This is a genomic window from Amycolatopsis sp. CA-230715, from assembly GCF_018736145.1.
Taxonomy (GTDB): Bacteria; Actinomycetota; Actinomycetes; order Mycobacteriales; family Pseudonocardiaceae; genus Amycolatopsis.
On sequence record NZ_CP059997.1, the window covers coordinates 6,589,607 to 6,605,988 of the forward strand.

Genomic DNA, 16,382 nt, shown 5'->3' on the forward strand with positions numbered 1-16,382 from the left:
TCACTCGCGCGTGTACCGTTCGACGAACGGAACCGGCCGTGGTCACCGCCGATCACGACCGGTACGCACGACTTGACACTGGGGGTCCGTCGTGACCGAAACGACCGGTGCGGAGCAGCGGATCCGCGGCCTGTTCGCCGAAATCGAACAGGTCATGGCCGATCTCGTCGCGGAATACACGCGGCAGTACGGGAACCTGCGTTCGGTGGTGCCCGCGGTGGTGCGCGAAGCCAGACCGGATCGGCACGAGTTCTCCTTGCCCCTGCTGGTGCACGGCGCCGAAACCGGCGACCCGGCACCCGCCGTCCCGGTCGCCGCCATCCACGCGCTGTGGTGGCGCGCGGCGAACGTGATCGACGACGTGTCGGACGGCGCGGTCACCGGGGTGGCGAAGGAGATGGGGGCTGGCGCGACCATGATGGCCGCGTTCAACTGGGCGTACGTGGTGCCGCCGCACGCGCTCCAGCGGCTGCCGGTCGGCGACGAGCTGCGCCGCGCGCTCGCCTTCGAGTTCTTCCAGGCGTGCACGGCGGCCACGGACGGTCAGCTCGCGGACCTGTTCTCCGATCCGGGCGACCTCACGCGCGAGCAGGTCATGCAGACCTACCGCAACAAGAGCAGCGCGCCGTACGTGATGGCGAGTTCGATGGCGGCGCGCGCCGCCGGCGCCGACGACGTCCGCACCGGGCGGTGGCGCCGGTTCGGGCTGAACCTGGGACTGCTGGGCCAGTTCCGCAACGACCAGGAGGACCTGGACTCCGGCCGGTTCGAGGACCTCGCGAACCGGACGCCGACCTACCACCTGGTGGCACTGGTCAACTCCACCGGCAGCGCGGACCGCGAGCGCGTCGTCAGCCTGCTCGGCAGGGCCCGCGCGGACGAAGAGGCGCGCGAGGAGCTGGTGGAGCGGTTGCTCGCCCCGGGACTGGTGCGGTCCTACCTCCAGGTGGTCGACCGGATCAGGATCGAGGCGAACCGGATGCTCGACGACCTGAACGGGGAGCCGTCGTTCGTCGAGGCGTTGCGGCGCCGGGTGGACGAGGCGGCGACGCCGTGCGGCCTGCTGGCGGACGCGGCCGCGCGGCTCGATGGCCCGTCCGCGGGATCGGTGGTCCCCTGACTGTCCACTGTGGCCGGTTTTAGTCACGGATCGCGCCCGTGCGGTCACCGCGATGACGCGGCGTGACGAAGATCGCGCTACTCCCAGTATGTGGGCGCGGGGCCGCGAAACGCGGTGTAAACCGGTCGGGAGTGCGTAAAACCCCGGTTCACCAAGGGGTTTTCCTCGTCTTCCGGTGAGCATGATCACGGCACCCGGTGTTCCGGTGAGGGCGGTCACCGCGCACACTGGTCACAGGACGCTCGACGACGAGGTGGCGGCCACGGGGAGTCCCCTGTGGACACCGATGATCGGGCGATTTTTTGTGTGTGAACTTCTAGGAGGAAGTCGTGTCCAGCAAGGCCGCTCTCGTGTTCCGCGTGGCCGCAGTCGCCGAAGCCTTTTCCTGGGCCGGCTTGCTGATCGGGATGTTCTTCAAGTACGCCGTCGGCGGCTCCGACGGCGGGGTCCCGGTGCTCGGCATGGTCCACGGCGTCGTCTTCGTCGTGTACGTGCTGGTCTCCCTCGTCGTGTTCAAGCCGCTCGGCTGGCGCGGCAAGACCCTCCTGCTGGCGCTGCTGTCCAGCATCCCGCCGCTGTTCACCTGGGCCTTCGAGAAGTGGGCGCTGCGCACCGGCAAGCTCGACGGCCCGCACCGCCTGACGCACGGCGGCACCGGCCTCTTCCAGAGCGCGAAGGCCGCCACGCCCGTCGCGGCCTGATCCGCAGCCGACTGAAGAAAGGCCCGCCACCTCCGAGGTGGCGGGCCTTTCTGCTATTCGAAGTCCCCTGCGGACCGGCGGACCTTCGTCAGCAGATCGGTCAGCTGCTCGACCTGGCGGGCGGTCAGCCCGGTCATGCCGAAGTCGATGGCGGTGACCGATTCGGTCGCCTCCTCGCGGCGCCGCCTGCCGGGATCGGTGATCTCGACGAGCGTGGTCCTGCGGTCGGTCGGATGCGGCACGCGCTTGACCAGGCCGTCCTTCTCGAGCCGGTCGACAATGTTGGTGACGCTCGTCGGGTGCAGCTGAAGGCGCTCGCCCATCACGCGCATCGGCAGGCTGGCGCGGCGTGAGAAGGTCAGCAGGACCAGTGCTTCGTAGCGGGCGAAGGTCAGGCCGTGCGGTTTCAGCGCACCGTCCACCGCGGACTGGATGATCTGCTGGACGCGCATCACGCCGGTCACCGCGGCCATCGTGGTGGACGGGCCGATCCGGTCCTCCCACAGTTGGGCCGCGCGGGCGATCGGGTCGAACGGCAACGGGCTCATGGTCGTCGAAATTACCAGCGGGTACTCGCGGCGCTCGGGCACGGTGGACGTGTATGCATGTGCTCTGGAACATCCGGGAGGTAGCGAATGATCGTCGCGTTCAGTGTCAGCCCGGCGGGCGGCGACCCCGACGGCGGTGTGAGCGAAGCCGTCGCGAGGGCGGTCCGCGTGGTGCGGGAGTCCGGCCTGCCGAACTCGACCAACGCCATGTTCACCAACATCGAAGGCACCTGGGACGAGGTCATGGACGTCGTCAAGCGCGCCACCGAAGCCGCGGGCGAAGGATCCACGCGCGTCGGCCTCGTGCTCAAAGCGGACATCCGCCCCGGCTTCGAGGGGCAGCTCGAAGCAAAGGTCGAACGGGTCGAGGCGCACCTGCGAGAGAGCTGAGGCGTGTAAGTCAGTCCGTGCTGGTTCCTGTCCGGAAGAGGGGATCGAGAATCGCTGCGACGAGTGCGACCTGGTGGTCGAGGAGTTCTTCGGAGATCGTGTCGAGCCCTTCCTTGCGTCGCCACGCAGCCCACTTGGCCTGTCCGACGTCGCCGTAGCCCGCCAGGTGCGGGCTGACGGGTTCGAGGTGGACGCCGCGGTATCGGGCGACTGCTTGAGCGGAGCGGAGGATCTCGTCCGCGTCGATGTCGTGCTGGGCGAGTTGGACGATGTCGATGTAGTCACGCCACCGGGTGCTGGTTATACCGCGCTCGAGGATCGTGATGCCTTTCTCGGCGATGGTCGTCTCCGGCGCGTAGCCGAGTATGTCGATCGGCTCCCCGAGCACCCGCTCGATTCGCACGGTTCGCGGAGCGGGGACGATCGGGTCGCCAGTGGACATGTCCCAGGCCGCGACACCCTGCCAGGGGCCGATCGCGGCCTTCACTCGCACTCGATAGCCGGGATAGTCGGCTTGCTCGCGAATCTCCTGCACGGTGATCGCGTCGACGTCGAAGACCACGCCGTCCGGGGCGTCGACGGCGGCGATGTCGTGCACCACGGTGCTGAGATGCGAGGTCGAGACGTCGGCGTTGACGGCGTTCGCGTCGACGTCCTTGGTGGGGCGGCGTACCCCGTAGGCGGCGAGCAGGATGCCGCCTTTGAGAACGAAGTCGTCGGCATGGGTCGTGCGAGTGAGGCGGTCGAGGAACGATTCGAGGACGTGCCGGATCAGATACTCCTGCGTCGGGACTGCGCGTCCCGTCCTTGCCGCGGTCGAACGTGTGGTGGCCTGGACCTGCTTGAAGGTCGTGTTGCCGGTGTTCATGCGAGTGCGTCCAGTGCGGTGAGGATCGGAGCCTTGGCACGGGGCAGGGTGGTGGCGAGCTTGACGAGGCGGGCGGGTTTACCGCCGCGGCGCAGCCATTCCTTCAAGGCGTCTCGGGCAAGTTCGTAGCCGATCTCACCGCGGAGGCGGAAGGCGTCGGCGATCGATCGTTCGGCGGAGTAGATCCCGATCGTCAACTCGGTGCCGGGAACGGGGATCTCGTGGCGGCCGAGTTCGAAGGTGGCCCGGTCGAACGAGTGCCACGCGATCGATGGATTCCCGGTGGGGATGCGCGCTCCCCGGGGAACCGCGACGTCCAGCGCGGCCGGGATCGTGTCGGTCAGATCGTGGTGGGCCAGTGCCGAGGTCAGGCAGATCGTCGACTTCGGGCGCCGGCTTGCCGCCTCGGTCCAGTCCCAGTCCGCCGCGGCAGCGTCTGACGGCAGGTAGATCCCGCGTGCGATGCGCTCCAGCTTTCCTTTCCGTGCGGCGCGGTACAGCCCGCTGCGCGACAGGCCGTGACGTCCGGCCGTGCCCGGTGTCACCGCCGCCATCGCAGTCATCTCCACTCGTGGAACAAAACGTCTACACGTAAGAATACCTGATGACATTTCGTTCCAACCGGCTCAAGGGCTGAACGGGGGTACGAAAGCCACGGACCAGTTGCCGCCGTCTTCCTTGAGGGCGAGCGGGTAGCCGAACCGGCGGCCGTCGGCGAGCACGCCGGTCACCGTCGCCGTCGTCGGGGCGTCTCCCGCCGGCGCCAGCGTTACGCGCACATCGCGCGCGCCTTCCTGCGTGAACCGGGCCGCGTAGCTCTTCGCGAAGTCCGCGGCGGCGGACGGCGGGTAGTCGAGGACCGTTTCGAGGGCTTTCGCGTCTTTGCTGTTCAGAGCTTGTTCGAGAGTCGTGCGCAGTTCCGACGGGGACGGCACGCCCGCTTCGGGCTGCTGGGCGATCAACACGGTGAGGGTGGTGAGCCAGGACGCGCCGAGCAGCACGATGACCGTGACGACGACTCTCCGCCGCGTGATCTGCATGTCGAGGCCACCCTCTCCCGTGAAACGTCTCGTGGCGCGTGCCAGGATGGAAGCGTGACACATCCACGCGGATCAGCAGCGAACTCAGCGGCGTTGTCGGCCGCGCTTTCCGGCGCGGTCGACCTGTCCGGGCTGAAGGCCCGCGCCGAGGCGCCCCGACCCCAGCAGCAGGCGGGCGCGCCCGCGGCGAGTGGCCCGCCCGCGGACGGTGCCGCCGTCATCGACGTCACCGAGGCCACCTTCCAGGCCGACGTGGTCGAGCGCTCCTTGCAGCAGCTCGTGGTCGTCGACCTGTGGGCCGAGTGGTGCGGTCCCTGCAAGCAGCTCAGCCCGGTGCTGGAGCGGCTCGCGGCCGACTCCGGCGGTGCCTGGGTGCTGGCCAAGGTCGACGTGGACGCGAACCCGAGGATCGCGCAGCTCTTCGGCGCGCAGTCGATCCCGACCGTGGTGGCGATCGGCGGCGGCCAGCCGGTGGACGCGTTCTCCGGCGCGCTGCCCGAGCCGGAGATCCGCAAGTGGCTCGACGCCCTGCTCGACGCGTTGCGGGACAAGCTGCCCGGGATCAGGGCCGCCGAGCAGGCGCGCGACGGCGACGCCGAGCCCGAGGAAGACCCCCGGTTCACCGAAGCCGAAGACGCCTTCGAGCGCGGTGACTTCGCCGCCGCCGAGGCCGCTTACCAGCGCATTCTCGACGCCGAGCCGGGCAACGAGCTGGCGAAGGCCGCGCTGACGCAGGTCCGCTTCGCCGAGCGCGCGAACGAGGCGGACCCGTCCGCGGTCGAGCGCGCGGAGGCGAACCCGGGCGACCTGGACGCGCAGACCGCGGCCGCCGACTACGAGCTGGCCGAGGGCAAGGTCGACGACGCCTTCGCGCGGCTCATCGCGGTCGTCCGGCGCACCGCCGGTCCGGACCGCAACCGCGTGCGCGAGCACCTCGTCGGCCTGTTCGAGCTGTTTGACGCGGCCGACGAGCGGGTCATGAAGGCCAGGCGGGACCTCGCTTCCGCCCTGTTCTAGCGGTGGTTCGGGGGCGCTCGCGAAAGCGCCCCCGAACCGCTCAGCCGTAGAGCTGGGAGCAGCTCGGCGAGCCTTCCATGAAGCCGCGGCGCATCGACTCCACCCTGGCGAACCCGCTGTCCACGCGCTTGCCGTTCACGTCGGCGGCGACCAGGCTGGTCGGCTGCAGCAGGTCGCCGATCGCCTCGTCGAGGTCACCGGGTGACAGCCGCAGCTCCTGGCCCTTCTGGTTCGTGACCGCGGCCCACGCGCCGACGAGGCACGCCGTGCGCAGGCCCGCGTTGGTGTTGTCGATCGACGCGCCGACGGCCTTCTGGATGCCCTGGGTGTACCGCGACGCGACCTCGGCGAACACCGCGAAGTCGCCCATGCCGCCGGGATCCGACTCGGTCTTCTCCTCGTCGCTCAGCGCGGGCTTGCCGAGCGCCTGCAGCGCGGGCAGGTCGATGCTCACCGTGTTGGTCGCCGGGCAGTAGGACGCTGGCGGCGTGCTCGGCCCGTTCGGGCACGACCCGCCGTCGGCGACGATCTGCGGCGGCTGCGCGCCGGCACCGGAGAACGCGCCGTCGAGGCTCTTCTTGAGCTTGCCGATGACGTCCTCGTCGATCCGCGAGTCGCCCTTCTGATTCTTGTCCTTGCCCTGCGCGAACACCTTCTCGGTGATCCTGGCCTTCGTGTTCTCCAGGTTGATCCCCGCGCAGTCCTTCGGGGTCTTTTCGAAGCCGAGCTGGAAGGCGTAGGTGCGGTCGAACGCCGATCCGTGCGCGCCCTGCTCGGTCGCGGAACCGCCGGCCTGGTCGCGGATCATGTACATCGCGGCCATCACCTGGCTCAGACCCTCCGAAGTGGACACCCGGAAGTACTTGCTCTTGTCCTCGGCGATCCACCGGAAGTAGGTGCCCGCGAAGCAGTCGGCCTGCTGCTCCTTGACGATCGTCGGCGTGGTGCGGCTGATCCCGGCCTGGTCCTGGACCCGGTACTGCACCGCGTGGCCGAATTCGTGGCCGAGCACGACCACGACGGCCATCGGGCCGAACTTCTTGAGCAGCATCGGCAGCAGGACGCCGCGGTCCCAGGCGACGGAGTCGTCGGCGCCGCAGTAGAACGCGTTGATCTGCTTCTTGGTGTCACCGCAGCCGGTCGTCTGGTTCGGGCCGTTCGACTCGTACGAGGTCAGCTGCTTGACCGGTTCGAACTTGGTGCCGAAGTTCTCGGGCAGTTTCGCGTCCCAGAACGAGGACACGTCCGCGATGGTGGCCATCGCGAGCTTGTCGGACTCCTCGGCGGAGACGTTCTTGACCTTGAGGTCCGGTGAAGGCGCGTCCGAGCGGAGACCGCTCTGGAAATGGGAGACCGGCAGCCCCGACACCGTGCCGGGCGAAATCGTGCCCTCGTCGTCCGATGATGATCCGCACGCCGCGAGCCCGAGGGCCAACACGGCTGCGGTCACGACGGCCACCGGCCGCCGCACGCCCCCTGCGAACATGGTCACTCACTTCGTCATCCACGGCCCGTCGCGGGCCTCGGCGAACACCCGACGCGACGCACCCTACCCAGTGCGTTCGGCCCGCACGCACCGCTTCGCCGAACCGCCGTGGCCGACTGCACAGCGCGACCCCGCCGATACGGGCTAGGGTCGCTCCTCATGCGAGCAGTGCGCCGGTTCACCGTCCGCCCCAGCCTCCCCGAACCGCTCACGGGCCTCACCGCGCTGGCCACCAACCTGCGCTGGACGTGGCATCCGCCGACGCGGGACCTCTTCGCGTCCATGGACGACGAGCTGTTCCGCCGGATCAGGGACCCGCTGCGGATGCTCACCGCGGTCTCCGCGGGCAGACTCGCGGAGCTGGCCGCCGACGAGACCTTCCTCGCACGCGCCAACGAGGTCACCGAGAACCTGCGCGAATACCTGACCGCGCCGCGGTGGTACCAGGAGCGTTCCGCCGAAGTGGGCGGCCTGCCCGCCGCGGTGGCGTACTTCTGCATGGAGTTCGGCGTGCACGAGGCGCTGCCGAACTACTCCGGCGGCCTCGGTGTCCTCGCGGGCGACCACCTGAAGGCGGCGTCCGATCTCGGCGTGCCGTTGATCGGGGTCGGCCCGCTCTACCGCGCGGGGTACTTCCGGCAGTCGCTGTCCCTCGACGGCTGGCAGGTCGAGCACTACCCGGTGATCGATCCGAGCGGGCTGCCGCTGCAGCTGCTGACCGAGCCGTCCGGTGCGCCGGTCATGGTCGGCGTCGCGATGCCGGGCGGGCGCGAGCTGCGGGCGCAGATCTGGCAGGCGAGCGTCGGCCGGATCCCGCTGCTGCTGCTCGACACGGACATCGAAGAGAACGACGAGGACCTTCGCGGCGTCACGGATCGGCTCTACGGCGGCGACGCGGACCACCGGATCCGCCAGGAGATCCTCGCCGGGATCGGCGGTATGCGGGCGGTGCGCCGGTACTGCGCGCTGACCGGGCACCCGCAGCCGGAGGTCTTCCACACCAACGAAGGGCACGCGGGATTCCTCGGTCTCGAACGCGCGCGCGAGCTGATGAACACCAGCGGGCTCGAGTTCGACGACGTCTTCCCCGCGGTGCGCGCGGGCACGGTGTTCACCACGCACACCCCGGTGCCCGCCGGGATCGACCGGTTCCCGGTCGACCTCGTGCAGCGCTACTTCGGCGACGGCAGGCTGCTGCCCAAGCTCGACCTCCGCCGCGTGCTCGCGCTGGGCGCCGAGGACAACCCGGGGCTGTTCAACATGGCGCATATGGGTTTGCGGCTCGCGCAGCGCGCGAACGGGGTCTCCGCTTTGCACGGGCGGGTCTCACGGCGCATGTTCGGCGGCCTGTGGCCCGGTTTCGACGACGACGAGGTGCCGATTTCCGCCGTCACCAACGGTGTCCACGGTCCGACCTGGGTGGCGCGGGAGATGACCGAGCTGCTCGACGGCGACTACGACCGGCTCGGCCGCGACGGCGGGCTCGGCCTGCGCGACAAGGTCACCGACGAGCAGCTGTGGGCGCTGCGGCGCGACCTGCGCCAGAAACTGGTCGCCGAGGTGCGCCGCCGCGTGCGCGCGTCGTGGCTGCAGCGCGGCGCTTCCCCGCTCGAACTCGGCTGGGTCGACTCGGTGTTCGATCCGGACGTGCTGACCGTCGGGTTCGCGCGCCGCGTGCCCACCTACAAGCGGCTGACGCTGATGCTGCGCGACCCGGAACGGCTCCGCGCGCTGCTGCTCGACGAACAGCGCCCGGTGCAGCTCGTGGTCGCGGGCAAGTCGCACCCGGCCGACGAGGGCGGCAAGGCGCTGATCCAGCAGATCGTGCGGTTCGTCGACGATCCGGCGGTGCGCAGGCGGATCGTGTTCCTGCCCGACTACGACATGTCGATGGCGCGCTACCTCTACCGCGGCTGCGACGTGTGGCTCAACAACCCCACCCGCCCGCTCGAAGCGTGCGGTACGTCGGGGATGAAGTCCGCGCTCAACGGCGGGCTCAACCTGTCCATCAAGGACGGGTGGTGGGACGAGTGCTACGACGGCAGCAACGGCTGGGCGATCCCGACCGCCGACGGCATCACCGACCCGCTGCGCCGCGACGACCTCGAAGCCGCCGCGCTCTACGATCTGCTTGCGCAGCAGGTGGTTCCGCTGTTCTACGACCGGGGGCCGTCCGGTGTGCCGCAGGGCTGGCTGTCGCGGATCTGGCACACCCTGGACACGCTGGGCCCGCGCGTGCAGGCGTCGAGGATGGTCCGCGAATACGTGGACACCTGCTACGGCCCTGCCGCGGAAACGGTCACCGCCGCCGTCGCCGACGGGTTCGCCGGGTCCCGTTCTTTGGCCCAGTACCAGCAAAAGATGGCACTGTCGTGGCGCAGCGTGCGGCTCTTCGACTCCGAACTCGTGGTGGAGCCACCGGACGCGCTGGTGGTCGGCCACGAGATCAGGGTGCGCGCCAGGATCGACCTCGCCGGGCTCGAACCGTCCGATGTGGAGGTTCAGGCCGTGGTGGGCAGGGTCGGCGACACCGACGACCTCGAGGACCCGGTGGCGGTGACCATGGAGGCCACCGGGATCGGGGAGTTCACCGCGTCGCTGGAACTGCCGCAGGCCGGTTCGCTCGGGTACACGGTGCGGATCCTGCCGAAGCACCCGCTGCTGGCCACGCATGCCGAACTAGGCAAAGTCATCCTGGCCTGACCGTTCGGCTCGGCCAGGCATCGCACCGGCTTCTCCGTCGAAGCGCGTGCCCGTACCTTTGCGCGGGCATGTTTCCTTGAACCTTCCCCGGGTCAATACTGACGTGCCCGGAAAGTCGGCATTACAGTGACGACCATGCCCACTTGATGCTGAACGACCGGATCTGCGGTATCGGTATTCTGTTCAATTCTCCTCATTATTTCGACTGCATTGCGCGATCCGAGCGCGCGATTTCGATGTGCGTCGAAGACTATCCTGTTAGAACCGTCCATTGTGCAGCACGATAGACGAAAGGCTCAATTCTGGTTCCGGGCTGGGGTGGGCCGGAACCGACTCGGGGGGAGCTTTCCCGTATCAGTTCGATGTGAGGGAAGTGGTTGACGAAGCTCTCGGCGCGTTCGGCCACGGCAGATTCCTGGCCGACACCGTCATCACCCCGCCGGGGCGCAACCAGAACTTCGCTGGCGTTACCACCAGCGGTGCAGCCGTTTTCGCGAAACTAATGGACCCGGATCGCCCCGGTTCCCAGCGAGCATTGCGGCGTGCCGTCTGTTTTGAAGCCCTGTATGAGGGGAACGCGCTCAACAGCCATTTGCGCTGGCCCCGGACAATCGGATTCACAAACAGTCCTGCGGTGCACCTGACGGAATGGTTCCCGTCAGCGAGGACGGGTGCCCAGGTCGCAGATGCTGACCAGTTCGGACCGGAGTTGTGCCGTGCCGCAGGTGCTGCCTTGGGGGAGCTCCATGGTGCGAGGTTCGTCGACGACGCCCCACCTGAATCATCCGCCAAGGTCTTTCCGGCGTTGGATTTCTTCACTGGTCTCAGCCTGCCCTACTACACCTCCTGCAGTGGCGGTTTGCTCCAGATGTGGGCTCTGCTCCAGAGCGACCGTGAGCTACACGCCGCTTTGGGACGAGTCCGTTCCGGTGCGGTTGTGCCGGTGCCGACCCATGGGGATATCCGGCTGGACCAGTTCTTGGTCACCGATGAGGGGGCTTTGCTCCTTGTGGACTGGGAAGAGTTCGGCATGGGTGATCCGGCACAAGATGTCGGCGCGTTCGTGGGTGAATGGATTCACCGTATTGTCTCGGCTGGTCTGAAAGAAGCGCTCGGTTCGGGTGAAGGAGGCTTCTCGGACACCGTGATGGCCGAGTGTGTGGAGCGGTCTCTCGACAAGGCCAAGGCGAATATCAAGGAGTTCTGGGGGAGCTACCGGGAGAGTGCGAAAGGCGAGGATCCCGATTTCGTCGACCGGGTGGTCGCCTGCTGCGGTTGGCATCTTTTCGATCGGGTACTGGCGGCTGTGGCAGGCCAATGTGAACTCGCTGCACCGTCGCGCGCTGGCCGGTACCGGGCGTGGCTTGCTTCTGAACCCCAGGCGTTTCGTGGAGCTGATCGGACTTGACGAGGACAGAATTGGTCAGCGGTAGCGATCGCCGGTTGAGCGCGGAAATATCCGATGTGCTGCCCCAGATCGCGGTCGACCTCACGAGTCTTACCGTGGAGGTCAGGGGTGAGGTGTGCACGGCAGGTACTTTGGCTGCCCTTCGCGCCGACCTCGCGCGCTTGATTTACAGACGGTTTCATCAGGGGCTCGCGGAGAATGGTCATGCTGATGCTGAATCGGCCCGTGATCGACGATTCGAACAACAGGCGGCCGACTTGGTTCCGCACGAATTCCGGCAAAGTCGTGCTGTTCCGATGAAGTCCGAGGGCGGATCGATGCTGGTTGGCGTGAACGGAGTGCGGGTTTGGGTTCCGAAAGCGCACGTCTATGACGAAGGTGTCGGATCCGGCGCGGACGATATCGGAGTGCTCCTGCCCGCGGCGAGGCCGATGCTGTCACCCGGTTACCTGCTCGTCGACAGCTCTCGCCAGCAGGCTTGGACTTCGGAAGACCCGGTGCTCCGTGTCTACGTTGGGCTGTCGGACACCGACACCGCCCTTCTCACCTGGCGGAAAATCCTGCGTGATTTGGAGAACGAGAACTTCGGCTATCGGGCGAAGCTGTTGGTTCGGGCGAAAAACTATCCGCAAAGGGATGCCATCGTGGTGTACCTGCGCCCCGAAGCGAAGGGCGCCCTGCCCGTGGTTCGTCGTGCGGTGTCCTCAGCGGGCGGCGCGAGCGAGAGGACTTCGCCTTTCGCTCGACAGGTCGCGGCTGGGGTGGCCATCGCATGGGAGCCCGACGGCGGCCAGGTGCGGTCGCGACGGCTCAGCTTCGGAGAACACAGGTCGAGGGCCGTGGCCGACGGTATCGTCGACCACGCACTCCAGGCGACCCATCCGCTGAGTGACATCGTTGCTTCGGCGCTCGTAGCCGCGAACATCGACCCTTCCGAACCGTACCGAAACCTGAATTCGCCCGAACTGGACCAAAGTTTCCTGGACGGGGCTTCCTGCCCATGTCCAGGATGTCAATAAGAAAAAATAGCGAAAGGAAAGTCATGTCCAGCCTTCTTGCGGAGAAGACGATCAACGCCGATGCCGGCTCGCTCGCCGAGCTCGTGCACGGCTACCAGCACTACACCACCGACAACGAGCTCTCGCTCGCCGCCAAGGACGGCTACCAGGAGCTGGTCGGCACCACCGTCGTCACGGTGACCGTTTCGCTGACCACTGCGATCTTCCACTGCGGCAAATAAGCGACAAAGACCATAGCCAGGTGGGTGCGGTCGTGACCGGACCCACCTGGTTCCGTCGCACCAGTAAGGAAGGATCCATGCTGATTCCCGGGGTGCTCGGTGAAATAATACTCAAGTACTCGACAGGAAAGTTGACGACCTTTGTTTCCCGGTGTTCCGATGATAGTTTTCGCTGGTATCAGCAGGCGACCAGCGCGGCATGCCCGGATGCGGCGCTCACGCTCCCGCCCGAATCGGCCCGCGAAGCCGTCGAGTCGCTGAACACTGATGTCGTGCGGTTCGTCTTCGGATCGTCGCAACAAGGAAGACTCGTTTACAGCCTGCCGGACAGTGTGAGCGTCGCTTGGCGCATGTTGAACGGTTCGATCCCGCCTGTGCGATATCTGCACCTGTTCCACGAGTTGGGGGTCAGCATTCGACGTTTGCATCGAGTTCGCCTACCGGAAGGCGTCGCTGGAGCACCCGCTTGGCTACGCGGACTGCGATCATGGCTCGCCAGTCCTGGGCCCTCGGACGCGGAACGGTATCTCTTCGCTGTACTGGGGGAGGCGATAACGGGCGGACGGTGGGCAACGCTGGTGGACTGGTGCACCGGACTGATGGACGATGCGCACCCTCGTTGTCTTCTTCATGGCAGAACTCTTCCCGGTGACCTGGTCGCGAGCAGGTGTTTGCAAAATCTGTTCGTACTGAGTCGTGGCGAGCTCGCGCTCGGGCCGCCCGCCAACGATGTCGCCGCGTTCATCGAGGCACTGGAGTTGATCAGGAGTCTCGATCCGCATCATGGCGGCGTGCGGGACTACCGCCTCCTTCGAGACGCATTTCTGGATGGGTACGGAGCGGTGCCGAACGGTGCCGAGCTCGGGAGGATCGCCGTGCTCAGGCGCGTCGACCGCCTCGTCTCGCTCGCGCGGTACGTCGGATGGAACGGCTACCACAGCATCGAGATCGACCGTCTGCGCGAACTGGTGGATGGCGAGGGAAGTGACTTGGTCGACTGGTGAGGAGCTATCGGTGATGGGGAATTCGGTAAGTCTCAGATACATGAGCGATGAAGATTTCGGAGAATATCTCCGGGATGCGATCGACCGCTACGCCCTGGCGCAGGTCGCAGCGAAGGTCTGCGGTCCGGAGGATGCGAAGGCTGTCGCTGTGAAGACCTATGAAAAACTTTTGCCTAATGGCGTGGGTACACATGGACACCATTTGTATAATGCTTTCAATGCGATGGAGAAAGTGGGTATGATATGGCTCGCCGAGCAGGATCGAGTTCGTAAGACCGGTTTCATCTACGATGTCATCGTCGTGAATGCCCTGCGGCGTCGTGGAATCGGGCTCGCGATACTTCGGGCGGGAGAAGGGATGGCTCGGCTCATGGGTCTGGAGACCCTGCGGCTGCACGTCGTCGGAGACAACTTCGCCGCGAGAGGGCTGTACCGCAAAGCGGGCTTCGGCGAAGCGTCGGTGGTCATGGTCAAGGAACTGTCCGATCCGATCGAACAACGGACGTGAGCAGGAAACGATGGGAGTTCCGGGACCGCGATGAACGCACTGGTCAACTACTTGCGCAACGACAACCGGACCTTGGCCAGCACGGTCACGCTGCTGCGACGACGCCGGGCGGTGGCTCCTGGTGCGGTCGCGATGCCGTACGTGCGAGCGGAGCGGGCGCTACTGCTCACCCTCGGCGGGCTCAGCCTCGTCGAGTCGGTCGTGTTTTCGTTCGCGAAGTTCCCCGCCATGGCACACATGATCCTGTGGTTCGCCGATGGGTACACCGTGCTGTTCACGCTCGGTCTTCTGTCGTCGATGATCACGCGGCCGCACACCGTCTCGCCGGAGGAACTGCGGATCCGGTTCGGCCACTACCTGGACGTGCGAGTGCCGATGGGTGCGGTTTCCTCGTTCCGATACGAGAAGAAGACCTACGACGCGGGTGCTTACGTGCGTTTCTCCGGCGAAGAGTTCATGCTCGTGCTCGACGCCGAAACGAACGTCGTGGTGGAGTTGACCGAACCGATCGCGTTCACCCGACCACTCGGGAAGCAGGCGAGCGCGCGGGTGATCGCGTTCTACGCGGACGATCCGGCAGCGGCCGCCGAGGCGTGCCGAGACGCACTGTCCCGGCACTCTTCGGCTACGGGGTGAGCACGATCCGGCCGAACACTTCGCCCGCGTCCATTTTCCGGTGCGCCAGCGCGGCTTTCTCCAGTGGCAGCGCTTCGTGCACCACCGTGCTCAGTTCGCCGCGGCTCGCGGTGGTGACCTGGTCGGCCTGCACGGCGCGCCGGTCGGGCGCGGGCACGGTGTCGGCGCTGAAGGTGCCGAACGACAGCGATTTCTTGAACGCCGAGATCAGTTTCGTGCCGAAGTCCGCTGACGGCTGGCCGCCGATCGCGCCGACGGCGACCATGCGGCCGTTCGGGTTGAGGAGGTCGAGGAAGGACGGCAGGTCCGCACCGGCCACGACATCGATGATGACGTCGTAGCCCGCTGGACCGTCGCCGTCGCCTTGGCGGTCCAGTACGTGCGTCGCGCCGAGTTCGCGCAGGCGCTCGCCGCGCTCGGCCGACGACGTCGTCACCGCCACCGCACCGACTCCGCCACGGACAGCGAGTTGCACCGTCATGGTCCCGATGCTGCCCGCCGCGCCGCGTACCAGCACCGACTCCCCGGGAGTGAAGTGGGCGTGGGCGAGGCCGGAATAGGCCACCACACCGGAAGTCCCGAGCGCCACCGAGTCCACAGAGGACAGATTCGCGGGGGAGGGGGACGGCTTCTTCGACGGGACGACCGCTTGGCCGGCGTAACCGCCGCTGCCCGTGAACGCCCACACGCGCCGGCCGGCCCACGCCTCGTCGACGCCGTCGCCGACCGCGGTCACGGTGCCGGCCACCTCGCTGCCGGGGATGAACCCTTTCCGGAAGCCCCGAGCGGCGAGAGCGCCGCTCCGGATCAGGACGTCGACTCCGCCGACGCCGATCGCCTCGGTGGCGACGAGCACCTGCCCCCGGCCGGGAGCGGGAACCGGGATGTCGATCACCGCCAGGCCGCCGGGATCGCCGAACGCCTGGATCGAAACCGCTTTCACGGTCGTCATTTCCGCTGTGGTGAACTCCTTTCATCGAAGCTAACGGACGCAGGCGTCCGGTTAGCCTAGAGTGAGAGCGGTGACCGATCGTCTGCCTCAGCCGTTGCGCGCCGACGCCAGGGACAACCGCGAACGCATCCTCGCCTCGGCCCGCGCGCTGTTCGCCGCCGACGGGCTGGACGTGCCGATGCGGAAGATCGCCCGGCGCGCCGGGGTCGGCCCGGCCACCCTGTACCGCCGCTTCCCGACCAAGCAGGCGTTGGTCACGGAGGCGTTCGAGGATCAGATGCAGGTCTGCCGCGCGATCGTCGACGAGGGGCTCGCCGATCCGGACCCGTGGCACGGGTTCCGCACGGTGATCGAGAAGCTCTTCGAGTCGCATGTGCACGATCGCGGATTCACGGAGGCCTTCCTCACCGCCTTTCCCGAGGCGATCGACTTCGACGCGGCCCGCGCGTCGATCCTGCGGTCGGCCGCCGAACTGGCCCGCCGCGCCAAGGAAACCGGTCACCTCCGCCCCGATTTCGTCCTGGACGACCTGATCCTCGTGTTCATGGCGAACCAGGGAATCCAGGCCAAGACGACGGCCGCCGCCGTCGCGGCTTCCCGGCGCTTCGCCGCACTCGCGATCCAGGCGTTCCAGGTTTCCCCCGAGCGCGCGCCGCTACCGCCGCCGGGGCGGCTGGAACTCGTGGTGGGGCACCGCTGACAAGCTGTCGGCTTGCTGTCGTTCGGGCCGCTCGGTGCGTCCCGGGTCGCTTCGCGCGCAC

At 67.3% G+C, this 16,382-nt stretch carries 18 protein-coding genes; 12 read left to right on the plus strand and 6 right to left on the minus strand.

All coding sequences use genetic code 11. The features are described 5' to 3' along the window. The first annotated feature begins 91 nt into the window (after positions 1–91). Positions 92–1,120, plus strand: a complete 1,029-nt coding sequence (locus HUW46_RS31380; RefSeq protein ID WP_215542379.1) for a polyprenyl synthetase family protein — start codon at positions 92–94, stop codon at positions 1,118–1,120. A 329-nt stretch (positions 1,121–1,449) separates the two neighbouring features. After that, positions 1,450–1,821, plus strand: coding sequence for a DUF3817 domain-containing protein (locus HUW46_RS31385; RefSeq protein ID WP_215542380.1), 372 nt, complete (start codon positions 1,450–1,452; stop codon positions 1,819–1,821). A 53-nt stretch (positions 1,822–1,874) separates the two neighbouring features. Here HUW46_RS31385 and HUW46_RS31390 read toward each other — a convergent pair whose 3' ends face one another. Then, positions 1,875–2,369 carry a MarR family winged helix-turn-helix transcriptional regulator gene (locus HUW46_RS31390; protein WP_215550222.1) on the minus strand — a complete coding sequence of 165 codons (495 nt, stop codon included), beginning with the start codon at positions 2,367–2,369 and terminating at the stop codon, positions 1,875–1,877. 87 nt (positions 2,370–2,456) lie between these two features. Here HUW46_RS31390 and HUW46_RS31395 point away from each other — a divergent pair, with 87 nt between their 5' ends. After that, a complete protein-coding gene (locus HUW46_RS31395; protein ID WP_215542381.1) occupies positions 2,457–2,759 on the plus strand; it encodes a thiamine-binding protein in 303 nt (100 codons plus the stop codon). Between the two features lie 10 nt (positions 2,760–2,769). Here the strand turns inward: HUW46_RS31395 and HUW46_RS31400 are convergent, their stop codons facing one another. From HUW46_RS31400 to HUW46_RS31410, 3 genes are all read right to left on the minus strand, one after another. Further along, the gene (locus HUW46_RS31400) at positions 2,770–3,627 is read right to left on the minus strand and encodes a nucleotidyl transferase AbiEii/AbiGii toxin family protein (RefSeq protein ID WP_215542382.1); all 858 of its coding nucleotides are present in this window, start codon (positions 3,625–3,627) and stop codon (positions 2,770–2,772) included. Beyond that, entirely contained in the window at positions 3,624–4,190 is a 567-nt protein-coding gene (locus tag HUW46_RS31405; RefSeq protein ID WP_215542383.1) for a type IV toxin-antitoxin system AbiEi family antitoxin domain-containing protein, read from the minus strand. Before HUW46_RS31405 ends, HUW46_RS31400 begins: the two co-directional genes overlap by 4 nt. 63 nt (positions 4,191–4,253) lie before the next feature. Further along, positions 4,254–4,667, minus strand: coding sequence for a hypothetical protein (locus tag HUW46_RS31410; protein ID WP_215542384.1), 414 nt, complete (start codon positions 4,665–4,667; stop codon positions 4,254–4,256). Between the two features lie 54 nt (positions 4,668–4,721). On the opposite strand from HUW46_RS31410, the gene HUW46_RS31415 reads away from it, so the two are divergent. Then, a complete protein-coding gene (locus HUW46_RS31415; protein WP_215542385.1) occupies positions 4,722–5,684 on the plus strand; it encodes a tetratricopeptide repeat protein in 963 nt (320 codons plus the stop codon). A gap of 40 nt (positions 5,685–5,724) precedes the next feature. Here HUW46_RS31415 and HUW46_RS31420 read toward each other — a convergent pair whose 3' ends face one another. Continuing rightward, on the minus strand, positions 5,725–7,170 hold the full coding sequence (locus HUW46_RS31420; RefSeq protein ID WP_215542386.1) for a neutral zinc metallopeptidase: 1,446 nt from the start codon (positions 7,168–7,170) through the stop codon (positions 5,725–5,727). Between the two features lie 159 nt (positions 7,171–7,329). On the opposite strand from HUW46_RS31420, the gene glgP reads away from it, so the two are divergent. The 7 genes from glgP to HUW46_RS31455 all read left to right on the plus strand — a co-directional run bounded on the left by glgP (position 7,330) and on the right by HUW46_RS31455 (position 14,669). Continuing rightward, the gene (gene glgP, locus HUW46_RS31425; protein ID WP_215542387.1) at positions 7,330–9,873 is read left to right on the plus strand and encodes an alpha-glucan family phosphorylase; all 2,544 of its coding nucleotides are present in this window, start codon (positions 7,330–7,332) and stop codon (positions 9,871–9,873) included. A 373-nt stretch (positions 9,874–10,246) separates the two neighbouring features. After that, on the plus strand, positions 10,247–11,281 hold the full coding sequence (locus HUW46_RS31430) for a phosphotransferase (RefSeq protein WP_215542388.1): 1,035 nt from the start codon (positions 10,247–10,249) through the stop codon (positions 11,279–11,281). After that, the gene (locus HUW46_RS31435) at positions 11,278–12,300 is read left to right on the plus strand and encodes a T3SS effector HopA1 family protein (protein ID WP_215542389.1); all 1,023 of its coding nucleotides are present in this window, start codon (positions 11,278–11,280) and stop codon (positions 12,298–12,300) included. Before HUW46_RS31430 ends, HUW46_RS31435 begins: the two co-directional genes overlap by 4 nt. A 23-nt stretch (positions 12,301–12,323) precedes the next feature. Then, positions 12,324–12,521 (plus strand): hypothetical protein, encoded by a 198-nt coding sequence (locus HUW46_RS31440; RefSeq protein WP_215542390.1) that lies wholly within the window; start codon positions 12,324–12,326, stop codon positions 12,519–12,521. A gap of 77 nt (positions 12,522–12,598) precedes the next feature. Further along, positions 12,599–13,525 carry a hypothetical protein gene (locus HUW46_RS31445; RefSeq protein WP_215542391.1) on the plus strand — a complete coding sequence of 309 codons (927 nt, stop codon included), beginning with the start codon at positions 12,599–12,601 and terminating at the stop codon, positions 13,523–13,525. A gap of 40 nt (positions 13,526–13,565) precedes the next feature. Continuing rightward, the gene (locus HUW46_RS31450) at positions 13,566–14,033 is read left to right on the plus strand and encodes a GNAT family N-acetyltransferase (protein WP_215542392.1); all 468 of its coding nucleotides are present in this window, start codon (positions 13,566–13,568) and stop codon (positions 14,031–14,033) included. A gap of 30 nt (positions 14,034–14,063) precedes the next feature. Further along, on the plus strand, positions 14,064–14,669 hold the full coding sequence (locus HUW46_RS31455; RefSeq protein ID WP_215542393.1) for a hypothetical protein: 606 nt from the start codon (positions 14,064–14,066) through the stop codon (positions 14,667–14,669). On the opposite strand, the gene HUW46_RS31460 is transcribed toward HUW46_RS31455, so the two are convergent. Continuing rightward, positions 14,659–15,612 (minus strand): zinc-binding dehydrogenase, encoded by a 954-nt coding sequence (locus HUW46_RS31460; protein WP_215550223.1) that lies wholly within the window; start codon positions 15,610–15,612, stop codon positions 14,659–14,661. The genes HUW46_RS31455 and HUW46_RS31460 overlap by 11 nt on opposite strands. A gap of 79 nt (positions 15,613–15,691) precedes the next feature. Here HUW46_RS31460 and HUW46_RS31465 point away from each other — a divergent pair, with 79 nt between their 5' ends. After that, a complete protein-coding gene (locus HUW46_RS31465; RefSeq protein WP_215542394.1) occupies positions 15,692–16,321 on the plus strand; it encodes a TetR/AcrR family transcriptional regulator in 630 nt (209 codons plus the stop codon). Positions 16,322–16,382: the final 61 nt, after the last annotated feature.

Bases quoted from the DNA above. Each gene is read 5' to 3' on its own strand.
- HUW46_RS31445 (WP_215542391.1), top strand. From the start codon at position 12,599: ATGCTGATTCCCGGGGTGCTCGGTGAAATAATACTCAAGTACTCGACA.
- glgP (WP_215542387.1), top strand. From the start codon at position 7,330: ATGCGAGCAGTGCGCCGGTTCACCGTCCGCCCCAGCCTCCCCGAACCG.
- HUW46_RS31400 (WP_215542382.1), bottom strand. From the start codon at position 3,627: ATGAACACCGGCAACACGACCTTCAAGCAGGTCCAGGCCACCACACGT.
- HUW46_RS31405 (WP_215542383.1), bottom strand. From the start codon at position 4,190: ATGACTGCGATGGCGGCGGTGACACCGGGCACGGCCGGACGTCACGGC.
- HUW46_RS31455 (WP_215542393.1), top strand. From the start codon at position 14,064: ATGAACGCACTGGTCAACTACTTGCGCAACGACAACCGGACCTTGGCC.
- HUW46_RS31410 (WP_215542384.1), bottom strand. From the start codon at position 4,667: ATGCAGATCACGCGGCGGAGAGTCGTCGTCACGGTCATCGTGCTGCTC.
- HUW46_RS31420 (WP_215542386.1), bottom strand. From the start codon at position 7,170: ATGTTCGCAGGGGGCGTGCGGCGGCCGGTGGCCGTCGTGACCGCAGCC.
- HUW46_RS31390 (WP_215550222.1), bottom strand. From the start codon at position 2,369: ATGAGCCCGTTGCCGTTCGACCCGATCGCCCGCGCGGCCCAACTGTGG.
- HUW46_RS31450 (WP_215542392.1), top strand. From the start codon at position 13,566: ATGAGCGATGAAGATTTCGGAGAATATCTCCGGGATGCGATCGACCGC.
- HUW46_RS31440 (WP_215542390.1), top strand. From the start codon at position 12,324: ATGTCCAGCCTTCTTGCGGAGAAGACGATCAACGCCGATGCCGGCTCG.
- HUW46_RS31395 (WP_215542381.1), top strand. From the start codon at position 2,457: ATGATCGTCGCGTTCAGTGTCAGCCCGGCGGGCGGCGACCCCGACGGC.